The organism is Acholeplasma laidlawii (assembly GCF_015709225.1).
Taxonomy (GTDB): Bacteria; Bacillota_I; Bacilli_A; order Acholeplasmatales; family Acholeplasmataceae; genus Acholeplasma; species Acholeplasma laidlawii_A.
Genome location: NZ_JADNRS010000053.1, coordinates 60,437 through 81,522, shown reverse-complemented (window position 1 = coordinate 81,522; position 21,086 = coordinate 60,437). Strand labels below are relative to the sequence as shown.

Genomic DNA, 21,086 nt, shown 5'->3' with positions numbered 1-21,086 from the left:
AAATGCCTCCTATACACATAGTATATATTAAGAAGGTAAAAAACACGAAATCTATGCAATAAATAATAAAAGTAGCAAACCCAAATTCTTTGGGTTCACTACTTTATTAAAATAGATCGATTAATTTATATTTTTCTTTATAAATGATACTTCTAAATAGATAACCTATCATGAAGATAATACTTGCAACAAAACTAAACCCAAAGAGGTATATAGCTAAGAATGCTAGATGCGGTACCAGTGGTTCGATAACCATTAAGATAGGTAAATGAGAACCAAATCTTTCATTGATATAAAACATATTAAATGTTGCATCAATCCCTTGCATGTTAAATATAATATTCATTATCATTGCCAGTGTCATTAAAATAGCAAATACAGCACTGCCTTTTAAAAAGTACTTAATGGATAGTTTAAACTTTGTTATAAGTAAACTAAATCCTACAGCAGCCATGAGACCGTGGTGTACCATAGTTTGAATGTTTATACCAATTGTTTCAATAAAAACATCTGCAGGGTATAGCATGACTGCAATACCTGCAAAGGTACTATAAGTTGCTAGAAAGGATAATAAGTATTGATCAACTTTGTGATTTTTGTTTAGGCCATAGATGATAAATAAGTACATCGGTGTTGAACAAAACTGGAACGGAAATGCATACCATTGGTAAGCATTTGCTTGGTAGGTGAGAATGATTTGTTTATATATCTCTAATATTATCATCACAATTCCAAAAACAAGAAGGATACTTTTTAATTTTTTATCATCAGCTACTTTAAACTTTCGAGTCAGCATGATGATAACTAATAAAGTAATAATTAGTGATAAATAGTGAAACCAGCTTTTTGAAAAACTCTGATAGGCTTCTGGCCTCATCATGTCAGAGTTAAGTAAATCTAATAAGAACTTCATAATTAAATAATTCCTTTCAATGGCCACAAAAGCCATTACGCAAGACATATTATAAATTAATTTTTTTTGAAATCGATTACTATTAATAAAAAACATATTTATGGGTAGAAGTTGCATAAATTAAGTCTATTATATGTTTTTATAAGAATGAGATTTAGGGCGTATAATTACCAAAAATTGAGTAAAATTATCTATTTAAGGTTATAATAAATACGTTACTGTAAAGCCTACAGTTTTAATATTAGAAAGATGATTAAAAAATGAAAAAAATTTCACCATACATTATAATTGTTTTATCATTTCTATCTATTATATTCGTAGGTGGTATTTTACTTATACTACCTATTTCTAAGCAAGCACAAGGACATTTGAGTTTTGTAGATGCACTCTTTGTTTCAACATCTGCAGTGACTATTACCGGTTTATCACCGGTTACAGACTTATCAGTCTTACTTAGTCCGTTTGGAAAAGTGGTATTAGGCATACTTATCCAGATTGGTGGATTAAGTGTAATTACAATATCTGTATTTGTAATGTATTTAATTGGTGCTAAAATTGGTTTGTCAAACCGAATTTTGATTAAAGAAAGTTTTAACCAAACCAGTTTATCTGGTATGGTTAAATTAGTTAAAAAGATTATTGTATTTACACTTGTTATTGAAAGTATTGGCTTTATAGCAAACATGATTGTGTTTCTGCCTAAATATGAGGTAATGGATGCTATAGGTATTAGCTTATTCCATGCTGTGTCTAGTTTTAATAATGCGGGATTTGATATTTTAGGAGACTCAAATCTTCAAGGATATAATAGCCATGTGCTACTTAATTTAAGTACATCTATATTGATAATGCTTGGTGGTGTAGGCTTTATCGTATTAAATGATATATTAACTAAAAAGTCTTATAAGAAACTAATGATACACTCTAAGATCGTACTTAAAGTGAACATCGTCTTATGGAGTTTAGGGATTATTTTCTTTCTGCTCAGTAAAGTAGATGGTAAAAACTTAAATCTGTTAGAAGCGTTTTTCCTTAGTGTAACGGCTAGAACAGCAGGGTTTACAACAATTAATATAGGGGCAATATCTTCCTTAACTGCACTCGTATTAATGGTATTAATGTTTATTGGGGCTTCACCATCTTCTACGGGTGGTGGGATAAAAACAACAACGCTTTATACATTATTTAAAAGTACCACAAGCTATGCAAAAGGAAAAACTACAACTACATATAAACGTTTAATTACGGAAGAAACAAAAAGTAAAGCAAGTATATTACTTACTACAGCAATTATGATAGTTTTAGTTGCTACTTCACTTATATTGATGATAGAAGATATTGAATTAGAAAAAGCAATATTTGAAGTTATATCAGCATTTGCTAACGTTGGATTAACTATGAACTTAACACCTACTTTATCAAATGCTTCTAAAATAATATTAAGTATCGTAATGTTCATAGGTAGAGTTGGACCGATTACCATCATTAGCATATTTAATACCCATTGGTATAAAAAAGGTATGGATAGTATCGGTTATATAGAAGAAAAAATGATGATAGGATGATAAAATTATGAAAAAAATAATTGGCATTATTGGTTTAAGCCGATTTGGCTTAAACTTAGTAGATAGTTTTAGTAAACTTAATGTAGAACTTATTGCAATAGACAACAATAAAGACTCCGTTAAAAAAGCAAGTGAGATTATATCTAATGTGTTCGTGTGTGATTCCACAGATGAAGAAGCACTTAAAGCAAGTGGGATTTCTAATGTAGATCACGCGATTGTTGCTTTCGGGCAAAATGAAAGAAACAATTTAACTGCAAGTATTATTACAATCATTAAATTAAAAGAACTCGGTGTAAAACAAATAACAGCAAGAGCTGATGAGGAGGATTATGCCTCTATCTTAAAACTGGTTGGTGCAACCGATGTTGTAAGTCCGCTTGGTATTGCAAGTGAACGCGTAGCAAACCGCATTGCGCTTGGGAATGTAGTAGATTATTTTAACATCAAAAATGATTTTGATGTATTTGAAATAAATATACCAGAGGATTTTGAACCAACACCGATTACGGAACTAGACTTAAGAAGTATGTATGGTAGTAACATTTTACTTATTGAGCGTAATAATAAAATACTAGTCCCAAATAAAGACTCTGTCTTAAGACCAAAAGATGAAATATTTATTTTTGGTAGAAAAAAGGATTTACCTAAAGTTATTAGTATTTTTAATAAGTAATAAAGATATGTGCATCAGTCTAACTGATGCACTTTTAACTAAAATGTTATTGTATACAATAAGCATAACAAATGATAAATTAAGGAAACAAGAAAAATGAAGTATGATGTCATTATTATTGGTGGTGGACCAGCAGGACTTATGGCAGCCAACCAATTAGAAAAAGCAAAAATTAATTATGTACTACTAGAAAAGAATGAACAAGTTGGAAAAAAGGTATTGTTAACTGGTGGAAAACGTTGTAATGTAACCAATAATTTAAGTGTAAGAGATTTTATTGATACACTTACAATTCATAATAAGAAATTTATATATCCAGCATTAAAACAATTTGGGCCACTTGAAATTAGAGCCTTTTTTAAAGAAAATGGTTTAGAACTGATTTTAGAAAACAATTTTAAATATTTTCCTGAAACTGGAAAAAGTTCAAGTGTTTTAGATGCACTTACTCATACAATAAATAAAGATCGCATTAAATTTGGTCAATCAGTTAAAAAAATAGAATATGTAAACAACGACTATGAAATAACTACAAACCACACTGTATTTTATGCTAACTATGTAATTGTTGCAACCGGATCTAATAGTTATCCTCAAGTAGGTAGCAGTGGTGATGGACTTAAATTTGCTGAACATTTGGACATACCTTATAAAGCATTTACACCAGCTGAAACATCCATCTACTCTAAACAAGTTGTGGATGATTTTAAACTCTTACGTGGCACATCACTTACCCAAGTGCGTGTCGCGATTAAGAACACTAAAATAGCCTATGTAGGTGATCTATTATTTACCCATGTAGGTTTAAGTGGACCAGTTATTATGCATCTTTCGGAGTTTATTTATGAAGATATTGTGGAGAAAGGAAAATCTACTATAACCTTTGGGTTCATCAATAAAACTGAAGAAGAATTATATAACATCTTAATAGAAAACAAAAATAAATTATTACACAAGGTATTAGAAGACTATACAAGTAAAAGAATTGTTGAAGTCGTATTAGCACTAAAAAATATTGTCTCTATTAAAATTGCAGAAATGAAGAAGAAGGATTTAATGTATATTTGTAACTCATTTACTAAGTATGAGTTTGTTATTGATAGTGTAGAAGATAGGCAAAGAGCTTATGTCAATAAGGGTGGTATCGACTTAAAAGTATTAGATCCTAAATCCATGGAAGTTAAGACACACCCGAATTTATACTTTATAGGTGAAACAACAGACTTACATGGACCAATTGGTGGATATAATATCACTATTGCTCTATCAACCGGTTACCTTGCTTCGCATGATATTATAGATAAAATAAAACAGTGAAAAATATAGTAAATAGATATAATATTACTATAAAGAAAAAAATACTGACATAGTATAAAATATTTTGTGTAAATCATAAATGAATATCTTCATACAAAAGATGAAAGAGTATCATTTCTATTACTAGATACCCGTCTATATAAAATTGATAAATTTGATTCAAAGTTAATTAATAAAGGTTTAAAACGATAACAAGGAATTTTTTAACTTCCTTGTTATATTCATATAAAAATGATAAAATTAACTAGATATAGATATATATTTAAAGTATTTAAAAACACCAAAGGAAGTGACATCATTGTTTAAATTAAAATCGCCTTATAAACCAAGTGGAGACCAACCAGAAGCTATAGATAAATTAATATCTAATTTTAATGCTGGACAAAAAGAACAAATTCTTTTAGGTGCAACAGGAACAGGTAAAACTTTTACAATTGCTAATATTATTGAGAAGATGGGTAAGAAAACTTTAGTACTTGCTCATAATAAAACATTAGCTGGTCAACTTTATGGAGAATTAAAATCGCTATTTCCTGAAAATCGAGTAGAATACTTTATATCTTATTATGATTACTTTCAACCAGAAGCCTATGTGGTATCTAGTGATACCTACATAGAAAAGGATTCATCTATTAATGATGAAATTGATGAACTACGCCACTCGGCAGTGGCATCCTTACTTACTAGGGAAGATGTGATTGTTGTAGCATCTGTTTCTTGTATCTACGGTATTGGAGATCCTGATGACTATAAAAAGGCTACAATCTTTTTAAGGGTAGGCGAAGAATATGGTCGTAATAATCTATTAAACAAACTGATTGAATTAACTTATGAACGAAATGACATTGACTTTAAGCGTGGTAGCTTTAGAGTTAGAGGGGATGCTATTGAAATCATTTTAGCCAATGAAGCAAGCCAAGGTATTCGTGTTTCCTTCTTTGGTGATGAAATCGATGATATTATCTTATTTGATCCTCTAACCGGTATTTCAAAAGAAAGAACCACATTTGTAACGATATTTCCTGCAACACTCTTTATGGCTAATAAAGATAAAATGAAGGAAAGTATTCGTCGTATTAAAAATGAACTTGCTGATCAAATACATTTCTTCCAAGGTAATAATCAACTACTTGAAGCCCAAAGAATTGAAATGCGTACCAAATACGATATAGAAATGCTAGAAGAAATTGGATTTACATCAGGTATTGAAAACTACTCAAGGCATATTGCCTTACGTGAAGCAGGTGAAACACCTGCTACACTCATTGATTTTTTTGGAAATGACTACTTAATGGTGATTGATGAATCACACGTTACAATCCCTCAAGTAAGAGGTATGTACTTTGGTGATAGAAGTCGTAAAGAAAACTTAGTAAACTATGGATTTAGATTACCATCAGCTCTTGATAATAGACCGCTTCAATTTGATGAGTTCCAAGCACGCCAAGATAAAGTGATCTATTTATCAGCAACCCCTGGTCCATATGAGTTGGAAAGAAATCTACCAATTGTAGAACAAATTATTAGACCAACATACTTAATTGATCCTGAAATTACAATTAAACCTACTGTTGGTCAAATAGATGATTTGTATTTTGAAATTAAAAATAGAATTGAAAAAAATCAGCGCGTACTTGTTACAACCTTAACAATTAAGATGAGTGAAGACTTAACAAGACATTTTAAAGAGTTAGGTTTAAAAGTAGCATATCTACATAGTGAAGTGAAATCCTTAGAAAGAACATCCATCTTAAGAGCGCTTAGACTTGGTAAATATGATGTTTTAATTGGTATTAACCTCTTAAGAGAGGGGTTAGACCTACCTGAGGTAGGATTAGTTGCTATATTAGATGCTGATAAACAAGGTTTTTTACGTAGTGAGCGTTCCTTAATCCAGACCATTGGTAGAGCTGCTAGAAACATTGATGGGACAGTCATTATGTATGCAGATACTATTTCAGAATCTATGCAAAAAGCAATAGATGAAACCAACCGTCGTCGTAGCATTCAAATAAAGTATAATGAGATGCACCACGTTACACCAACTCAAGTAGTTAAAGACATTAGGGATGATATATCTATTAAAGGAGTTATCTCAGATAAAGACTTAGATAACTTGAAACTAGATAAGAAACAAAAAGAAAAAGAACTTAAACGCCTAGATACATTAATGCGTCAAGCAGCTAAAGACCTAGACTTTGAAAAAGCAATGGAAATAAGAGATTTAATATTTGAATTAAAGGTGGATAAATAAAATGAATAAAATAATAACACTTTTTGTAGTACTAACATCTGTATTTGCACTGGTTGCTTGTGGTAACCAAGATATGGGATGGGGAAATTATACCTATAACTACGCATACATAGAAATTAGTGATGGACTCTATGTAGAAGTAGAGATAGAGCGTTGGAAAGATTATGAAGATGGTATGATAGAAATCTATACAAAAGATCAAAACAATCTACTAACACATAGTCATAATGTCATCATGTCAAAAGAACGTATTACATATTTAAATATTCAAACACCATAAAATAAAAAGGACAATAAACATGAAAGCAATCAACTGGGATTTAAACGATTTATATAAAGGTTTTGATGAAACCTTCAAAAATGATTTAACTAAACTAGAAGCGTTAGTTCAATCTATGGCAAAGCATTTAACAAGTGAAGTTAAGGACGATGTTAAATACATTGAAGAAGCACTTAAATTTGATGAGAAAATCACTGTATTAGGTCGTACGATTGGAAGTTTTGCTTCCCTTACATCATCTACTGATGTATCTAATAATGAAGCACTAGGCTATTTATCTAAATTAAGTGAGATTTATAGAGGTCTAACAAAACCAAGTGTAGTCTTTAGTAGATATTTAACAACTCTAAATTTAGATGAACTAGCAACCAAATCTGAAATCATTAATAAATACTTATACAACCTAAAGAAAGACCAAGAAGGTGCTAAGCACTTACTAAGTGAAGCTGAAGAATCACTTTACTCAAAATTAAGTGAGTTAGGCTCACGTTCATGGAGTCAAATCCAAACACTTGCAACATCTAATATGATGATTGAAATTAATGGTGAAGAAAAAACTTTTTCAGATGTTAGAAATATGGCATATGATAACGATCAAAAATTACGTAAACTAGCGTATGAAAAAGAGCTAGAAGCATATGAAAAAGTAGATGACTTTGTTGCGCTTGCATTAACTAACATCAAGCGTGAAGTTAACACTATGAATGAATTGAGAGGTTATGAGTCTGCATTAGAAAAAACACTTGATCAATCCAATATGAAAAAAGAAACATTGGATGCAATGATTTCTGCAATGAAAGACTTTAGACCACAATTTGCTAACTACTTAAAAGCAAAAGCTAAGTACTTAGGACATAAAGGTAGTCTACCTTGGTATGATATGTTTGCTCCTGTAGGTAACTTAAACAAAACATATACCTATGATGAGGCTAAAGTATTAGTGTTTAATGCATTTACATCATTCTCACCAAAACTTGGTAACTTTGCACAAAAAACATTTGATAAAAATTGGATTGACGTATACCCTAAAAAGGGTAAACGTGGTGGTGCATTCTGTTCAAATCAACCTCAAATTGGTCAATCAAGAATATTGTTAAACTTTACTGGTGCACTAGATAATGTATCTACACTTGCTCATGAATTAGGACATGCTTATCACGGTGAAATTATTTCTGATAACGCACCACTTCACTGGAGTTACTCGATGCCTTTAGCAGAAACTGCATCAATTTTCTGTGAAGCAATTATGAATGATTACCTACTTTCAAGTGTGAAAGATGATAATGAAAAATTATCTATTTTAGAAATGGGCTTACAAGGAGATACACAAGTAATTATTGATATTCTTTCTCGTTTCCTATTTGAATCAAGAGTATTTGAAAGTGCAAACCGTCCAATTTCTAAACATGAAATGAAAACTTGGATGTTAGAGGCTCAAAAAGAAGCATATCAAGATGGCTTAGATCATCAAAACCTACATCCATATATGTGGTTAGTTAAAGGACACTATTATAGTGCAGGATTAAACTTCTATAACTTCCCTTATGCATTTGGGTTACTTTTTGGTAAAGGCTTATATGCACAATACTTAAAAGACAAACCAGCATTCATTAAAAACTATGATAAACTACTAAAATTAACAACAATGGCAGATGCAGAAGATGTAGCAGCATCTATGGGTATTGATATTACAGAAAAATCATTTTGGACAGATTCTCTTAAAATGATTGAAAAAAATATTGATCAAGTAATAAATTTGTTAAAAAAAGCATAGCTAGTGTGTTATAATAAGTTAACCAAATAAGAGCTAATTAAAAAGGGAGATTTTTTTATGGATTTAGAAAATAAAGAAAATCAGGAGTCCGGTCTAAGTTTAATGGATATTATATCTATTATTAAGTTAAACTGGATTATGATTACGTTTTTCACATTATTATTAGGTGTACTTACATTTGCTTATGTAAGTCGCTTTGTAGAAGATAGATATAAATCAACTTCTGAAATACTCGTTCAGGTACCTGTGTCTACTGAAAGAGTTGATTCTAATACTTTAATCAATTCACAAAGATTACTTGATACCGCAGCAGAATTTGCAAGAAGTCCTCATGTTGTAAGAAAACTAAGAACTGAAGAATATCGTAGTTTAATCACAAATGTAGAACATCAAAGTTTATTAAATTCGATGACAGATCGTGACATTATTAGGAATATATCAGTTGCTTCATCAAGTACATCTTTTATTATTAAATTTAGTTATAGCCATTCAAATGCTGATTTTACTCAAGTGATTACATCAATCTTAACTACAATTTTAATAGAAAATGATATTTTAATGTTTGAAGACTCATTCATTGAGTTATCACCAGCAAGTGATCCAGTTGATGATTCACCAAATAGAATTTTATATATCATTGTAGGTTTAATGGGTGGTGCAATTATTGGTATAGGCTTAGCATTTATAAAACACTTATTTAATAACTCATATATGACCAAAGAGCAACTTGAACAAGGTACTGGTATTCAAGTTATTGGTGTTATTCCAGAGTTTACTATTAAAGAGGGGAAGAAAAAATGAGAAGACGTAAATTATTCCAAAAAGAGCGTATTGCTGAATATGATCACTTAGTAACCTATGAATCACCTATGTCTTATACTGCTGAATCCTTTCAAAAGGCATTAGTGAATTTAGAGTATATCAACATTGATGGCAATTTTAAGGTCATTCAATTTACTTCGACACTAGCTGGTGCAGGTAAAACTACATTTATTTCAAACGTTGCCCATTTAATTGGAAAAAAAGGAAAAAAAGTCGTTGTTGTAGATTTAGATTTAAGAAAACCTAAAATTAATAGGGTTTTCAAAGCACCCAATGAAAATGGTGTAACAGACTACTTAACTGGTAAAATCGACTACAAAACATTAGTTAATTATTCTGAGAAGTTTAGTGTTCACTATATTGTTGCAGGTGAACGTACAACTGCGGTTGTAAACGTCTTAGAAGCACAAAAATTAAAGGACTTAATTGTTCGACTAAGAACAGAATTTGATTACGTTTTACTAGATTCACCTCCAACAATGGCAGTTTCTGATGCCTTATATATTTCAAGATTAGCAGACGGTGTATTATTTGTGGTTGCTCAAAACGAGACGAAACGTACAGTTATTAACGAAGCTATCCAAACTCTAAAACAAAACAAGGTGAATATTATAGGGATAGCATTTACACAAGTAGATGTTAAAAATAGTGATATATTATCTTATACATATGGCTATGGTGATGGATATAATTCATCACTAGATGATGATATTGACAAGGAAAAATCATAAGTATATGATGGACATACATACACACATTTTACCTGGTGTAGATGATGGTGTACAAACATATGAAGAGGCACTTGCAGTATTAAATCATCAACTACAAAGTGGTGTAAATAAGGTAGTTATTACTCCACATGTACATAATAGTAGCCAAAAAGTTTCGTCAAAAGCATATGTCAAACTATTTTATGATTTGAAAAAACGTATTGAAGTAGATTTACCAGAAATGACGCTCTACTTAGGATATGAAGTTAAATTTAATCAAGAAAAATCTAAAGAGTATCATAACTTTGTTTTTCAAGGTTTCAAAGAAAAATATCTATTAATAGAATTTTCTGTTCGAAATAAAGAACCTATTCAGGATATTGTTTACAACTTAGTTGCCAAAGGATTTACGCCAATCATAGCGCACATTGAACGTTACTTATATCTAGATATGTTTGATGTAGAACGTATAAGATCACTAGGGGCAATCATTCAAGTTAATAGTGGCGCAATCTTAGGTTTAGATGGAAAACAATTTAAAAAACAAGCTCAAAAATACTTCAAAAAAGGTTTTGTGGATATCATCGCTAGTGATTGTCATAATCTAGAACGTAGAAAACCCAATTTGATGGAAGCTTTAAAAAAAGCACCGAAAGATTTTAAAATGAAAGTATTAGAGGTATAAAAATGTCGAAATTTATAATTTTAACAGACTCTACAACGGATTTACCTGAACATATCGCACAAGAACTCAAATTACATGTAATGCCACTAAAATTTAATTTAGATGGTAAAGAGTACATGAACTACTTAGACAATAGAGCACTTGATCCTACAGAGTTTTTTGAAAAACTTAAAAATGGAGCAAAACCAACAACTTCCCAGGTAAACCCTGAAGAGTATGTTGAAACATTAACACCTATCTTAAAGTCAGGACAAGATGTTTTAATTCTAGCATTCTCATCCGCATTATCAGGTACATTTAATAGCGCAAGAATTGCTGCAGAAGAACTAAGAGAGACATTTAAAGATAGAAAAATTATGTTACTTGATACTAAAGCAGCTTCATTAGGTGAAGGATTAATTGTCTATTTAACTGCCAAAGAGGCAATGGATAAAAAACTAACCATTGAAGAAACTTATGAATTTGCAAGTAAGTTAGCACCTACGGTTGCTCATTGGTTTACAGTAGATGATATATCTCATTTAGTACGTGGTGGTCGTGTTTCAAAAGTTGCAGGTTTTATTGCAACGGTTGCAAACATTAAACCTATCCTACACGTTTCAGATGAAGGTAAACTCATCTCACGTCACAAAGCAATTGGACGTAAACGAGCAGTTAAAGGTTTATTTGAGGAAATGCAAAAAACCGCTAAACCTGGTAAGCAAACAGTATTTATCTCTCATGCAAATGCACTTGAAGATGCAAATAAATTAGCTGAAATGATTAAAGAACATTTTGATGTTGAGTTCCTTTTAATTAATACATTAGGTCCAGTTATTGGTGCTCATGCAGGACATGGTACACTTGCACTGTTCTTTATAGGTCAAAATAGATGAGGTCAGATAGAGATTATACGATTGCACTCTTAATTGATGCAGATAATATCTCACCAATTTATTTAGATATTATTATAAATGAATCTAACAAGCATGGAAAAATTACCAATGCCCGAGTTTACGGGGATTGGAGTCAAGAAAGATTAAAAACATGGCGTAGTAAGGCTGAAAAATTCAGCCTTACCTTCGTCCAACAATATGCAAACCTATCAAATAAAGGTAATGCCACAGACTTTACGTTAGTTATTGATGCTATGGATCTTCTCTATTCTAATAAGGTGAATGCATTTTGTATCGTCTCAAGTGATTCTGACTTTACAAAATTAATTATTAGATTAAAAGAAGATAATATGTATCTCATTGGTATGGGTGAGTCAAAAACTCCAGAAGTATTAGTTAATTCTTATGAACGTTTTTACTACATCGACCAAATTCTAGAAGCACTAGAACCTAAAAAAGAACGTAAAGATAAAAATGGTAACTCTTTAATCCCTAAAAAGGAAACAATTATCAAAGAAGTTAAAAAAATTATTGAAGACAACTTAGAAGATGATGGTTGGGCATACTGGAGTATAGTTGCTGACCAACTAAGAAAGAAGAGCCCCGGTTTTGACCCGGTAAACTATGGTTCCAAATTAAAAGCCCTAAATTTCTTTAAAACCTTCAAAGATTTTGAAGTGAAAAATGAAGATAAGGTAGCTTATATTCGAATCAAACAATAATTGGCTCTATAAAATAGATGGTGTAAAACCCAAATAGTGCTATCAAAAAGACGCAGAAATTGCGTCTTTTCTTTTGTCATAACCACTTTTTATTTACTTATTGGTAATCGGAACATCCTTATTAATTGAGGCCCTATAACTAATATGGAGGATAACCTCCATGTTTGTTATTGCTAGCCTCTAACCTCCATATTAGTTATATACCTCTCATTAAAGTAAAAACAGACTAGGTAGTGAATGTCTCCCATTCTTACCTAGTCGGTTTTTTCTAAAATACTTTAGTTTCTTCTCGAATGTTTTGAATAAAGATTTGAATATCACGTCTTAAATCTCTTTCGATACTATAATGGTTTTGATTTTGAGTTTTAAAAATAACTCTTAGTTTTAAATTATGTAACTGTGAATCTACGACACCTTGGAAACTTGGAAGTTCTGTGATGACCTCATACTTTGTGTAGCTTGCAAGTAAATCATTAAATGAATCACTCGTAAAGTGCTTTAAATCAAACTGTGCAGATACAAAAAACTCTACTACACCAACAGAATCTTTACCGGAAAAATTAGTCAGTGACTTAATATCACCATTATTCACTAATCTCAATTCATTTTTCCAATTTAAGATTTTTGTACGTCTGATTCCTACTTCTTGAACAGTACCTGAAAAGGTACCAACTTCAACAAAATCTCCTACATTCATCGCACCTTCAAATATTATAAAGAATCCAGCTATCATGTCTTTAATAAGTTCTTGTGCACCAAAACCAACAGCAAAACCTAAGATACCAGCACTGGCTAAAATAGGGGCTAAATCAAGGCCGAATTCTTTTAATACCATCATGGCCATAACAAACCAGAACATGTACTTAATAAGGGCTAAAATGAGTGCAGTCACTGTACGTTGACGGCGCACCATATGTCTTTCTTTTGCTTTAAGTCTGGAAATGAAGATTTTAATTGCAATGTGAAAAATTGAACCAATTAATACCCAACCAATAATTGCAGCAGTAGTTACAATTAAGCCGATTAAAACAGGATCCATATTATAGCCTGTAAGCCAAGAAGTTAAAAATGATTTTAAATTATCCATAAAAAAATACCTCACTTGTTAATAATATAACATATTTGAGGTATTTTTTAAAGTGTTAAAATGCAGGTGTTGCTGCCCAACCATAATTTGTTTCTAACCAAGTTCTTACTTTATCTGATGTAAGAATATCGATAAATGTTTGAATCTTAGGATCGTTTAAATTATCCCTTCTAGTAACAAAACTAATGGCGTAGGTTTTTGTCAAATCATTTAGAGTCTCATAAGCTAAAACCTCACTATCATCCATCAGTTGATTGTTTGTATCTCTTGCATAGGTTGGATACATAATTGCTAATTTAGAACCATCTGAGTGGTATGCACTAGATGTTGTACCAAGCGATCTTGTTTCAAATACAAGTGACTTAGGGTTTGTTTCAATATCTGTTAATGTAGCAGTAACATCAATACCTTCCTTTAAAGTAATCAATCCTAAACTTTCTAGTAAGATTAAAGCTCTAGGTAGATTGACTTCATCCTCAGGTATATAAATTGTTGTACCATTTGGAATATCACCTATAGTATCATAAACACCTGAATATAAAGCGAAGTAGGAATGGTATATGGGCTGTGCAATCACAAGTTCTGCATCATTCGCCTTGTTAAAAAATTCCATAAAGTATTGGTGTTGCACCATATTCCCAGCAATTTCACCGTTATTTAGTGGTGTGTTTAATACGTTGTAGTCCATTTGAACTTGTTCAATTTTAATGCCCTGTTCTAATAAATCCGCTTCAATTAAATCGAGTAACTCAGGCATTGGATAAAAGTTTACACCAATTTTTAATACATCATCACCGGATGTACAAGCAGTTAATAAGCCTAATAGTATAGTTGTCGTTATAAGTAATAATTTTTTCATGTTAATGACCTCTTTTCTTTTTGTTTAAATAATTTGCAAGTATATTACCAAGTAGTTGAACTACTTGGACGATTAAAATCATAATTATGGTTGAAGCCCACATTAAGGTTTTACCCACAGGTGAATAATATCCTATTTGAATAGCGGTATAGCCTAATCCTCCACCACCGATAATGTAAACCACAGAAGAATAAGCGAGTAGACTTACGATAAATGAAGTAAGTGCTAAGATAATGGATGATCTTGCCTCTACAAAGATAAACTCTTTGAATAACTGATATTTAGATGCACCCATTGTGTGTGCAATATCAAATATCATAGGGTTCATATCAATAATCGCTTGTTCAATTAATCTAGATAAGGTAGCTATGCCAATCAAACTTAAGGCCATAATGGATGGTATAAAACCAATACTTGTACCAAATAGATCAAACGATGTAGGTATGATGATGACCATGAGTAGGACAAAGGGAATTGAACGTATGACACTTACCAAGATAGAAAGTACTGATACAATGGACTTAAACTTATGAAATACTTTCTTTTCATAAAGTGCAAACAGCATACCAAGTAAACTTCCAATTGGTAAAGATATCAGTGTACTAACGAGTAATAGGTTAAATGTTTCAAGTGTGGCATCTATGAGTTTTAGTTGATCAGGTTGACTTATAAACATCATCATAGTACATCACCCCATATGGCATCATATGTCGTAGTTAGCGTACTTAATTTAGCTATTTTTCCAATATGCTTTATCTTATTATCATGAAGCATCATTACACGGTCACATAGATACTTGATGGATTGTATTTGGTGAGAGACAAATACAATCGTAGGTTTAAAGGTCTCATGGAGTTTTCTTATAAGTTTTAAAATATCGTAAGCAGTTTCTTCATCAAGTGCAGAAGTGGGTTCATCTAAGAATAACAACTTAGGATCAGTAATTAATGCTCTAGCAATACTTATACGCTGTGCCTCACCACCAGATAAGGTAATCGGGTAATCTAATGCTTTAGAATCTAATCCAACAAAGGCCAACATCTCTTTAGCCTTTTTATAACGAGTTAACTTATCAACACCACGTAACTTTAAAGGCAAACTTACATTGTCTAAAATATTTAGGTTATAAAGTAAGGAAAAGTTTTGATAAATAAATGAAGTATCTTGTAAAAGTTTTACCTTCTCTTTATGTGTTAATGTTTTAACATCTTTATCCATTAATATATATGTACCGGTATCATACATCATCGATAAAGAAAGTATTTTTAATAATGTGGATTTACCAACGCCGCTTTTTCCAATAATACCAAATATCTCACCATCTTGTATTTCTAGTGAAATATCATCTAGTGCACAAACATTGCTTTTTTTTGTCTTAAATGATTTACTTATATGTTCTAACTTAATCATATATATCATTATCCTTTTTGAATTCTTGTATATTATATATATAGTCAACTTATTTTACTAACTTCTTGCAATAAAAACGAAATAATCGTAAGATAGACTATAGAGATGCATTTAATAGCAAAATATAAATAAGGAATCACGAAAAAAATGATAAATAATATAAAAATATCAAATTTTAAAGCAATCAAGGATGAGATTTCACTAAAGTTTGATGAAGGTCTTATCTTTAACATGTTATTTGGCAAAGTAGGTTCTGGTAAATCACTTGTGTTTGAAGCTATCAAACAGTTTAAAGAAGTATTTTTATATGGCATGCGCTCAATTGAACGTATACCTAATGAAATAAAGAGTACTTATACTTTTGAGTTCATGATAGATAATCAAATCATTCATTATCATACAACACTTAATTATGATAAAAGTGAAATTATCTATGAATCATTAGAACAAGTCACTAAGACATCTAAATATATCTATTTCATTAGAGATGGATATGACATAACAATAGGCGATAAATTAGAAAAGATTTTTACACCATTTGATTTTGATCGATTTAAAACCTATCTATATGATTTGAGATTTGATAGACGTGAGTTTATCTTAAATCATCTAAGATTAAAGGACTTTTCTGAAAGTAAGGGTGCCTTAATACTATCCAAGCTTGCTGACTACATCCAAAAGTTAAAGTTCTTAAAACCTAATGACCATATCAATTTCTACACAGATATGGATGAGAGTCATTATGTTAGTGTATTAAAATTAGTACAGTCTGCACTACCTCATATACATTCACTTCAATATAAAGAGATATCATTAGATGATTTAAGGTACCGTTTAAATAGACATCGCTATGATCATCTACTTGATGAGTTCAGAAATCATGTCACGAAGTTTAATACATCAAACTTCTTTGTTGAAGTATATAATGAGTTTTACAAATTAAGTGGTAGAAATTTAAATGAATTATCTATACATGCTATTGATGTATATTATGATGATGGACATATACTTAACTTTAGCGACCTATCCAAAGGTGAAAAAGCAATTCTTGTATTAAGTATGATGATTTCAAATGCTAAGATAAATGACTATATCTTTATAGATGATGTGACAAGTCATATCGATCATACATTATTTACGTTGCTGTTAAAAAAAGTGCGACCTATCTTGAACCTAAAACATATAAGACTAAACTGTACAACACACGATATGTTGTTGTTTGATAGTAGTCACTTTGATTTTAAAGAAATGATTTATGTTGCAAAGGACCAGTTCATTCAACTAAATTATTTAAATTCTCTAGGTATAAGAAAAGATAAGAAGTTACTTAATCTATATTTGGAAGGTTATTTTAATAAGTTATAAATATAAAGGCACCTTGATTAGGTGCCTTTATCTATACTAACTATTTAGAATATCATTGATTTTTTGTAGTTCATCTTCAGTAAAACTCATGTTGTCTAGTGCAGCTAAGTTTTCTTCTAATTGTTTTGGCTTGGATGTAGAAATTAAAGTTGAAGTCATCCTTTCATCTCTTAAGGTCCAAACAAGTGCCATTTGAGCAATTGTTTGACCGCGTTTGGATGCGATTAAGTCGAGTTTCTTTAACTTTTCTACAACTTCAGGTGTGACATCTTTTTCTTTAAACCAAAGTGCATCTGGATTTTTAGCACGTGAATCACTTGGGATACCGGTAATGTACTTATTAGTAAGTAAGCCTTGTTGAAGTGCTGAGTAACATATAACACCACCACCTAATTTAGACTGAGTTTCTAATAAATTATCTTTTTCAAGCCAACGATTTAACATTGAGTAACTTGGTTGGGTAATTACATATGGAACGTTTAGCTCATCAAGTATCTTGTGAGCGTTTTTTAGTTGTTCTGCATTATAGTTGGATAAACCTATATATAAGGCTTTACCACTTAAAACAATGTCTCTTAATGCAATCATTGTTTCTCTTAAACTTGTTTGACTATCATATCTATGATGGTAGAAGATATCTACATAAGGAATACCTAATCTATTAAGTGATTGATCAAGAGAAGACATTAAATACTTTCTTGAACCACCATCTTGATAAGGACCATCGTGCATTCTAAAACCTGCTTTAGTAGAAATGATAATTTCATCTCTATAAGCTATAAGACTGTCTTTTAATATACGACCCATAACAGTCTCTGCATGTCCCAGAGGTGGACCATAATTATTTGCAAGATCAAAGTGTGTTATACCATGATCAAATGCTTTTAATATCATTGCTTTGGATGTTTCATAATCATTATGCTCACCAAAGTTATACCACATACCAAAAGATAGCACAGGTAACACTAAACCACTGTTACCTAATCTACGATACTTCATCTTTTGGTATCTATCTGGGTTTGCTACATACATAAAATAAAACCTCCTTTTATTTTTGTACTTCCTTTATAATGTTGAACATGACTTCAACAGCTTTTTCCATTTGGTTAATACTTGCAAACTCTAAACGACCATGGAAGTGATATGCACCCGTACCAAGGTTAGGACAAATAAGTCCTCCATAAGTTAATCTAGCACCATCTGTACCCCCACGAATAGCTTCAAATTTAGGCGTTAAGCCTGCAGCTTTTGTGGCTTTTACTGCATAATCAATCACGTACATGTGATCTTTTATGATTTCATACATATTTAGGTACGATTCTTTAATGTTTAATACAACAGCTTCATAACCATACTTTTCATTCATATAGTTTTTGATAACTTCAAAAGTTTTTTGTTGTTCTAAAAACTTAGTCATGTGGTGATTTCTAATAATATAGTGAGCAAAAGCTTCTTCAACTTGACCAACTACATTGGATAAGTGATTAAAGCCTTCGTAACCTTCAGTAATTGCTGGATCTAAAAACTTAGGTAACATACTATGGAACTCCATTTGTAGGTGAAGTGCGTTAATCATTTTATTTTTAGCACTACCAGGGTGTATAGAGTTACCAATGAATGTAACATCTGCACTTGCAGCATTAAAGTTTTCATATTCAATACCACCAACTTCACTGCCATCTAAAGTATATGCAAAGTCTGCTTTAAACCAGTCATAGTCAAATCTGTCGGCACCTTGTCCAATTTCTTCATCAGGTGTGAAACAAATATAGATATCACCATGTTTGATTGTTTTATCATCAGCTATTCTATGGAGTAGCTCCATAATTTCTGCAACCCCTGCTTTATCATCAGCGCCTAACAAAGTGTTTCCATCAGTAACGATAATATCTTCACCAATAACCTTTTTTAAAGAAGGATATTTATCTGGATGCATTTGAAATGTATCATTTAGTTTAATTAAAGAACCATCATAGTTTTTAATAATTCTAGGATTTACACCTTTACCTGGTGCATCTGGAGAAGTATCCACGTGTGCAATAAAACCAATACTTGGTACTTTCTTATCGACATTAGAATCAATTTTAGCGTAAACGTAACCGTCTTTATCTAATCTCGCATCAAAACCCATCGCTAATATTTCTTCAACTAACAGTTTAGACAAATCAAGTTGTTTTAAAGTAGAAGGGAAAGTTGTAGAATTTGGATCTGATTGTGTATCTATTTTTACATAACGTATAAATCTTTCTTGTAATCTTTTCATATATATACCTCACTTATATATATTATACAAAAATAAACTCAAATATTCAAAAAATTAACGTCCAAATTAATATTTTTAATTTTTTTAATCAAAAGTGTTGACAATATTAATTGTAAATAATAAAATTAATGTGTAAATTAAAAATATTAAGAAAAATACTTTAAAAATGAAATAAATTAAAACATTAAATAAAGTTTACAACCAAAAACTGAGTGTAGAAGAAGCTTATCAATTACTTTTTAATCCAAAAGTTAAATTAAAAAGAACACACTTCATTAAATTAAAGTTTCGTTTTAGAAAACACCCAATCTTCACAGGCATATTTTCCATATTTACAATACTTCCAATACCTGCTGGAATCATTAAGTTCTTTATCAAAAGGCAGTCCGTGGATAATGACTTTATAACAAACAAAGATTTAATCAAACTTATCACATCAAAGCACGTCTACATTGAAGTAGATTCAGAAGATGCTTATATAAAAATAAAAACACTTTAAGAAAAGAGGAATTATAAATGTCAAATAAACATAACGTGATTACAATTTGCCCCGTATGTAATAAAGATTTACATATTACACATTTAGCGTGTGATCATTGTCACACAGAAATAAAGGGTGAATTTAGTTTTTCAAAGTTTAACTATATTAATAAAGAAACGCTTTACTTTATTGAAGTATTTGTTAAAAACAGAGGTAACATCAAAGCTGTAGAAAAAGAGATGAACATTAGCTACCCTACAGTTAAAAAGTACTTAGATGAAGCAATCACATCACTTGGTTACAGTGTAGATGAAGATGACGAAGAACCTGTAAGGGTTAAGGTTCAACCAGTTAAAATTGATGAAGTATATATTAAAAACAAACAACAAGAAATCTTAAATAAAATTAAGACTGGTGAAATCAAAGTTGAAGAAGCGATTAAAATCATTAAAAAGGTTAAAGGAGAAACCGAATAATGGATAACTTAAAAGAAGAAAGACTTCAAATATTAGAATTATTAAGATCAGGTATTATCACACCAGATGAAGCAGAAAATTTATTATCTGCACTCATGGATAAACCAGAACAAGAACTTATCACTGTACCAAATGAGAAGAAGCAATCATTTAGAATGTTGAAAATCATAGTAGATACAGCAGATGGCGAAAAGGTTAGAATCAATATTCCAGTTGAGTTTGCAAAGCTTCTTAAAAACGGCAAGTTTGGTAATGCGAAACTAGATGATTATGAAATCGATTTAGATTCTATTCTTATGATGGTGAATCAAGGTGTATTAGGTGAGATACTAACCGTTGATACAGAAGACGGCGATAAGGTTAGAATTATTGTTGAGTAAGCGTATAAACTATCCGGTTCATTAAAATCGGATAGTTTATATTTGTAACCCTCAATATAAACATTCTTATAAAATAAGGATGGATACATAAGAAAAATTAAAACAGATAACTATTACGAACAAAAGCAAGTTTTAAATTCAAATAATTACTACATTTTTGATAGAATAGTTT

General features: G+C 30.9%; 21 protein-coding genes. 14 read left to right on the top strand and 7 right to left on the bottom strand.

The window, feature by feature from the left end:
- Positions 1 to 106 precede the first annotated feature (106 nt).
- Complete coding sequence (locus IY230_RS06095) at positions 107 to 913, bottom strand: YwaF family protein (RefSeq protein ID WP_196370710.1); 807 nt, start codon at positions 911 to 913, stop codon at positions 107 to 109.
- Between the two features lie 260 nt (positions 914 to 1,173).
- On the opposite strand from IY230_RS06095, the gene IY230_RS06090 reads away from it, so the two are divergent.
- The 11 genes from IY230_RS06090 (at position 1,174) to IY230_RS06040 (ending at position 12,593) form a co-directional block, all read left to right on the top strand.
- Positions 1,174 to 2,478 carry a TrkH family potassium uptake protein gene (locus IY230_RS06090; protein WP_196370708.1) on the top strand — a complete coding sequence of 435 codons (1,305 nt, stop codon included), beginning with the start codon at positions 1,174 to 1,176 and terminating at the stop codon, positions 2,476 to 2,478.
- A gap of 7 nt (positions 2,479 to 2,485) precedes the next feature.
- Complete coding sequence (locus IY230_RS06085; protein ID WP_196370706.1) at positions 2,486 to 3,154, top strand: potassium channel family protein; 669 nt, start codon at positions 2,486 to 2,488, stop codon at positions 3,152 to 3,154.
- Positions 3,155 to 3,250: 96 nt separating this feature from the next.
- A complete protein-coding gene (locus IY230_RS06080; RefSeq protein WP_196370704.1) occupies positions 3,251 to 4,471 on the top strand; it encodes a BaiN/RdsA family NAD(P)/FAD-dependent oxidoreductase in 1,221 nt (406 codons plus the stop codon).
- 289 nt (positions 4,472 to 4,760) lie between these two features.
- Positions 4,761 to 6,725, top strand: coding sequence for an excinuclease ABC subunit UvrB (uvrB, locus tag IY230_RS06075; protein ID WP_196370701.1), 1,965 nt, complete (start codon positions 4,761 to 4,763; stop codon positions 6,723 to 6,725).
- A 1-nt stretch (position 6,726) separates the two neighbouring features.
- The gene (locus IY230_RS06070) at positions 6,727 to 7,005 is read left to right on the top strand and encodes a hypothetical protein (RefSeq protein WP_196370699.1); all 279 of its coding nucleotides are present in this window, start codon (positions 6,727 to 6,729) and stop codon (positions 7,003 to 7,005) included.
- Positions 7,006 to 7,024: 19 nt separating this feature from the next.
- Positions 7,025 to 8,779, top strand: a complete 1,755-nt coding sequence (locus tag IY230_RS06065; RefSeq protein ID WP_196370697.1) for a M3 family oligoendopeptidase — start codon at positions 7,025 to 7,027, stop codon at positions 8,777 to 8,779.
- A gap of 57 nt (positions 8,780 to 8,836) precedes the next feature.
- A complete protein-coding gene (locus IY230_RS06060; protein WP_196370695.1) occupies positions 8,837 to 9,580 on the top strand; it encodes a YveK family protein in 744 nt (247 codons plus the stop codon).
- The gene (locus IY230_RS06055; RefSeq protein WP_196370693.1) at positions 9,577 to 10,332 is read left to right on the top strand and encodes a CpsD/CapB family tyrosine-protein kinase; all 756 of its coding nucleotides are present in this window, start codon (positions 9,577 to 9,579) and stop codon (positions 10,330 to 10,332) included. Before IY230_RS06060 ends, IY230_RS06055 begins: the two co-directional genes overlap by 4 nt.
- Positions 10,333 to 10,336: 4 nt before the next feature.
- A complete protein-coding gene (locus tag IY230_RS06050; RefSeq protein WP_196370691.1) occupies positions 10,337 to 10,996 on the top strand; it encodes a tyrosine-protein phosphatase in 660 nt (219 codons plus the stop codon).
- 2 nt (positions 10,997 to 10,998) lie between these two features.
- On the top strand, positions 10,999 to 11,871 hold the full coding sequence (locus IY230_RS06045) for a DegV family protein (RefSeq protein WP_196370689.1): 873 nt from the start codon (positions 10,999 to 11,001) through the stop codon (positions 11,869 to 11,871).
- Positions 11,868 to 12,593 (top strand): NYN domain-containing protein, encoded by a 726-nt coding sequence (locus tag IY230_RS06040; RefSeq protein ID WP_196370687.1) that lies wholly within the window; start codon positions 11,868 to 11,870, stop codon positions 12,591 to 12,593. Before IY230_RS06045 ends, IY230_RS06040 begins: the two co-directional genes overlap by 4 nt.
- Before the next feature lie 268 nt (positions 12,594 to 12,861).
- Here the strand turns inward: IY230_RS06040 and IY230_RS06035 are convergent, their stop codons facing one another.
- From IY230_RS06035 to IY230_RS06020, 4 genes are read right to left on the bottom strand one after another with little or no spacing between them, the layout of a single operon-like run.
- On the bottom strand, positions 12,862 to 13,680 hold the full coding sequence (locus IY230_RS06035; RefSeq protein WP_196370684.1) for a mechanosensitive ion channel family protein: 819 nt from the start codon (positions 13,678 to 13,680) through the stop codon (positions 12,862 to 12,864).
- 55 nt (positions 13,681 to 13,735) lie between these two features.
- Complete coding sequence (locus IY230_RS06030; protein ID WP_196370682.1) at positions 13,736 to 14,539, bottom strand: MetQ/NlpA family ABC transporter substrate-binding protein; 804 nt, start codon at positions 14,537 to 14,539, stop codon at positions 13,736 to 13,738.
- A gap of 1 nt (position 14,540) precedes the next feature.
- Positions 14,541 to 15,221 carry an ABC transporter permease subunit gene (locus IY230_RS06025; RefSeq protein ID WP_196370680.1) on the bottom strand — a complete coding sequence of 227 codons (681 nt, stop codon included), beginning with the start codon at positions 15,219 to 15,221 and terminating at the stop codon, positions 14,541 to 14,543.
- The gene (locus tag IY230_RS06020) at positions 15,218 to 15,949 is read right to left on the bottom strand and encodes an ATP-binding cassette domain-containing protein (RefSeq protein ID WP_196370678.1); all 732 of its coding nucleotides are present in this window, start codon (positions 15,947 to 15,949) and stop codon (positions 15,218 to 15,220) included. Before IY230_RS06020 ends, IY230_RS06025 begins: the two co-directional genes overlap by 4 nt.
- 147 nt (positions 15,950 to 16,096) lie before the next feature.
- Between IY230_RS06020 and IY230_RS06015 the strand changes: the two genes are divergently transcribed.
- Positions 16,097 to 17,314: an ATP-binding protein gene (locus IY230_RS06015; protein WP_196370677.1), complete on the top strand. Its 1,218-nt coding sequence runs from the start codon at positions 16,097 to 16,099 to the stop codon at positions 17,312 to 17,314.
- A gap of 36 nt (positions 17,315 to 17,350) precedes the next feature.
- Here IY230_RS06015 and IY230_RS06010 read toward each other — a convergent pair whose 3' ends face one another.
- Both IY230_RS06010 and pepT read right to left on the bottom strand, forming a co-directional pair.
- A complete protein-coding gene (locus IY230_RS06010) occupies positions 17,351 to 18,346 on the bottom strand; it encodes an aldo/keto reductase (RefSeq protein ID WP_196370675.1) in 996 nt (331 codons plus the stop codon).
- Between the two features lie 16 nt (positions 18,347 to 18,362).
- A complete protein-coding gene (gene pepT, locus IY230_RS06005; protein WP_196370673.1) occupies positions 18,363 to 19,577 on the bottom strand; it encodes a peptidase T in 1,215 nt (404 codons plus the stop codon).
- A 516-nt stretch (positions 19,578 to 20,093) separates the two neighbouring features.
- Between pepT and IY230_RS06000 the strand changes: the two genes are divergently transcribed.
- Both IY230_RS06000 and IY230_RS05995 read left to right on the top strand, forming a co-directional pair.
- Positions 20,094 to 20,534 carry a DUF2089 domain-containing protein gene (locus IY230_RS06000; RefSeq protein ID WP_196370671.1) on the top strand — a complete coding sequence of 147 codons (441 nt, stop codon included), beginning with the start codon at positions 20,094 to 20,096 and terminating at the stop codon, positions 20,532 to 20,534.
- Positions 20,534 to 20,914: an SHOCT-like domain-containing protein gene (locus IY230_RS05995; protein ID WP_196370669.1), complete on the top strand. Its 381-nt coding sequence runs from the start codon at positions 20,534 to 20,536 to the stop codon at positions 20,912 to 20,914. The genes IY230_RS06000 and IY230_RS05995 overlap by 1 nt, the downstream gene beginning before the upstream one ends.
- Positions 20,915 to 21,086: the final 172 nt, after the last annotated feature.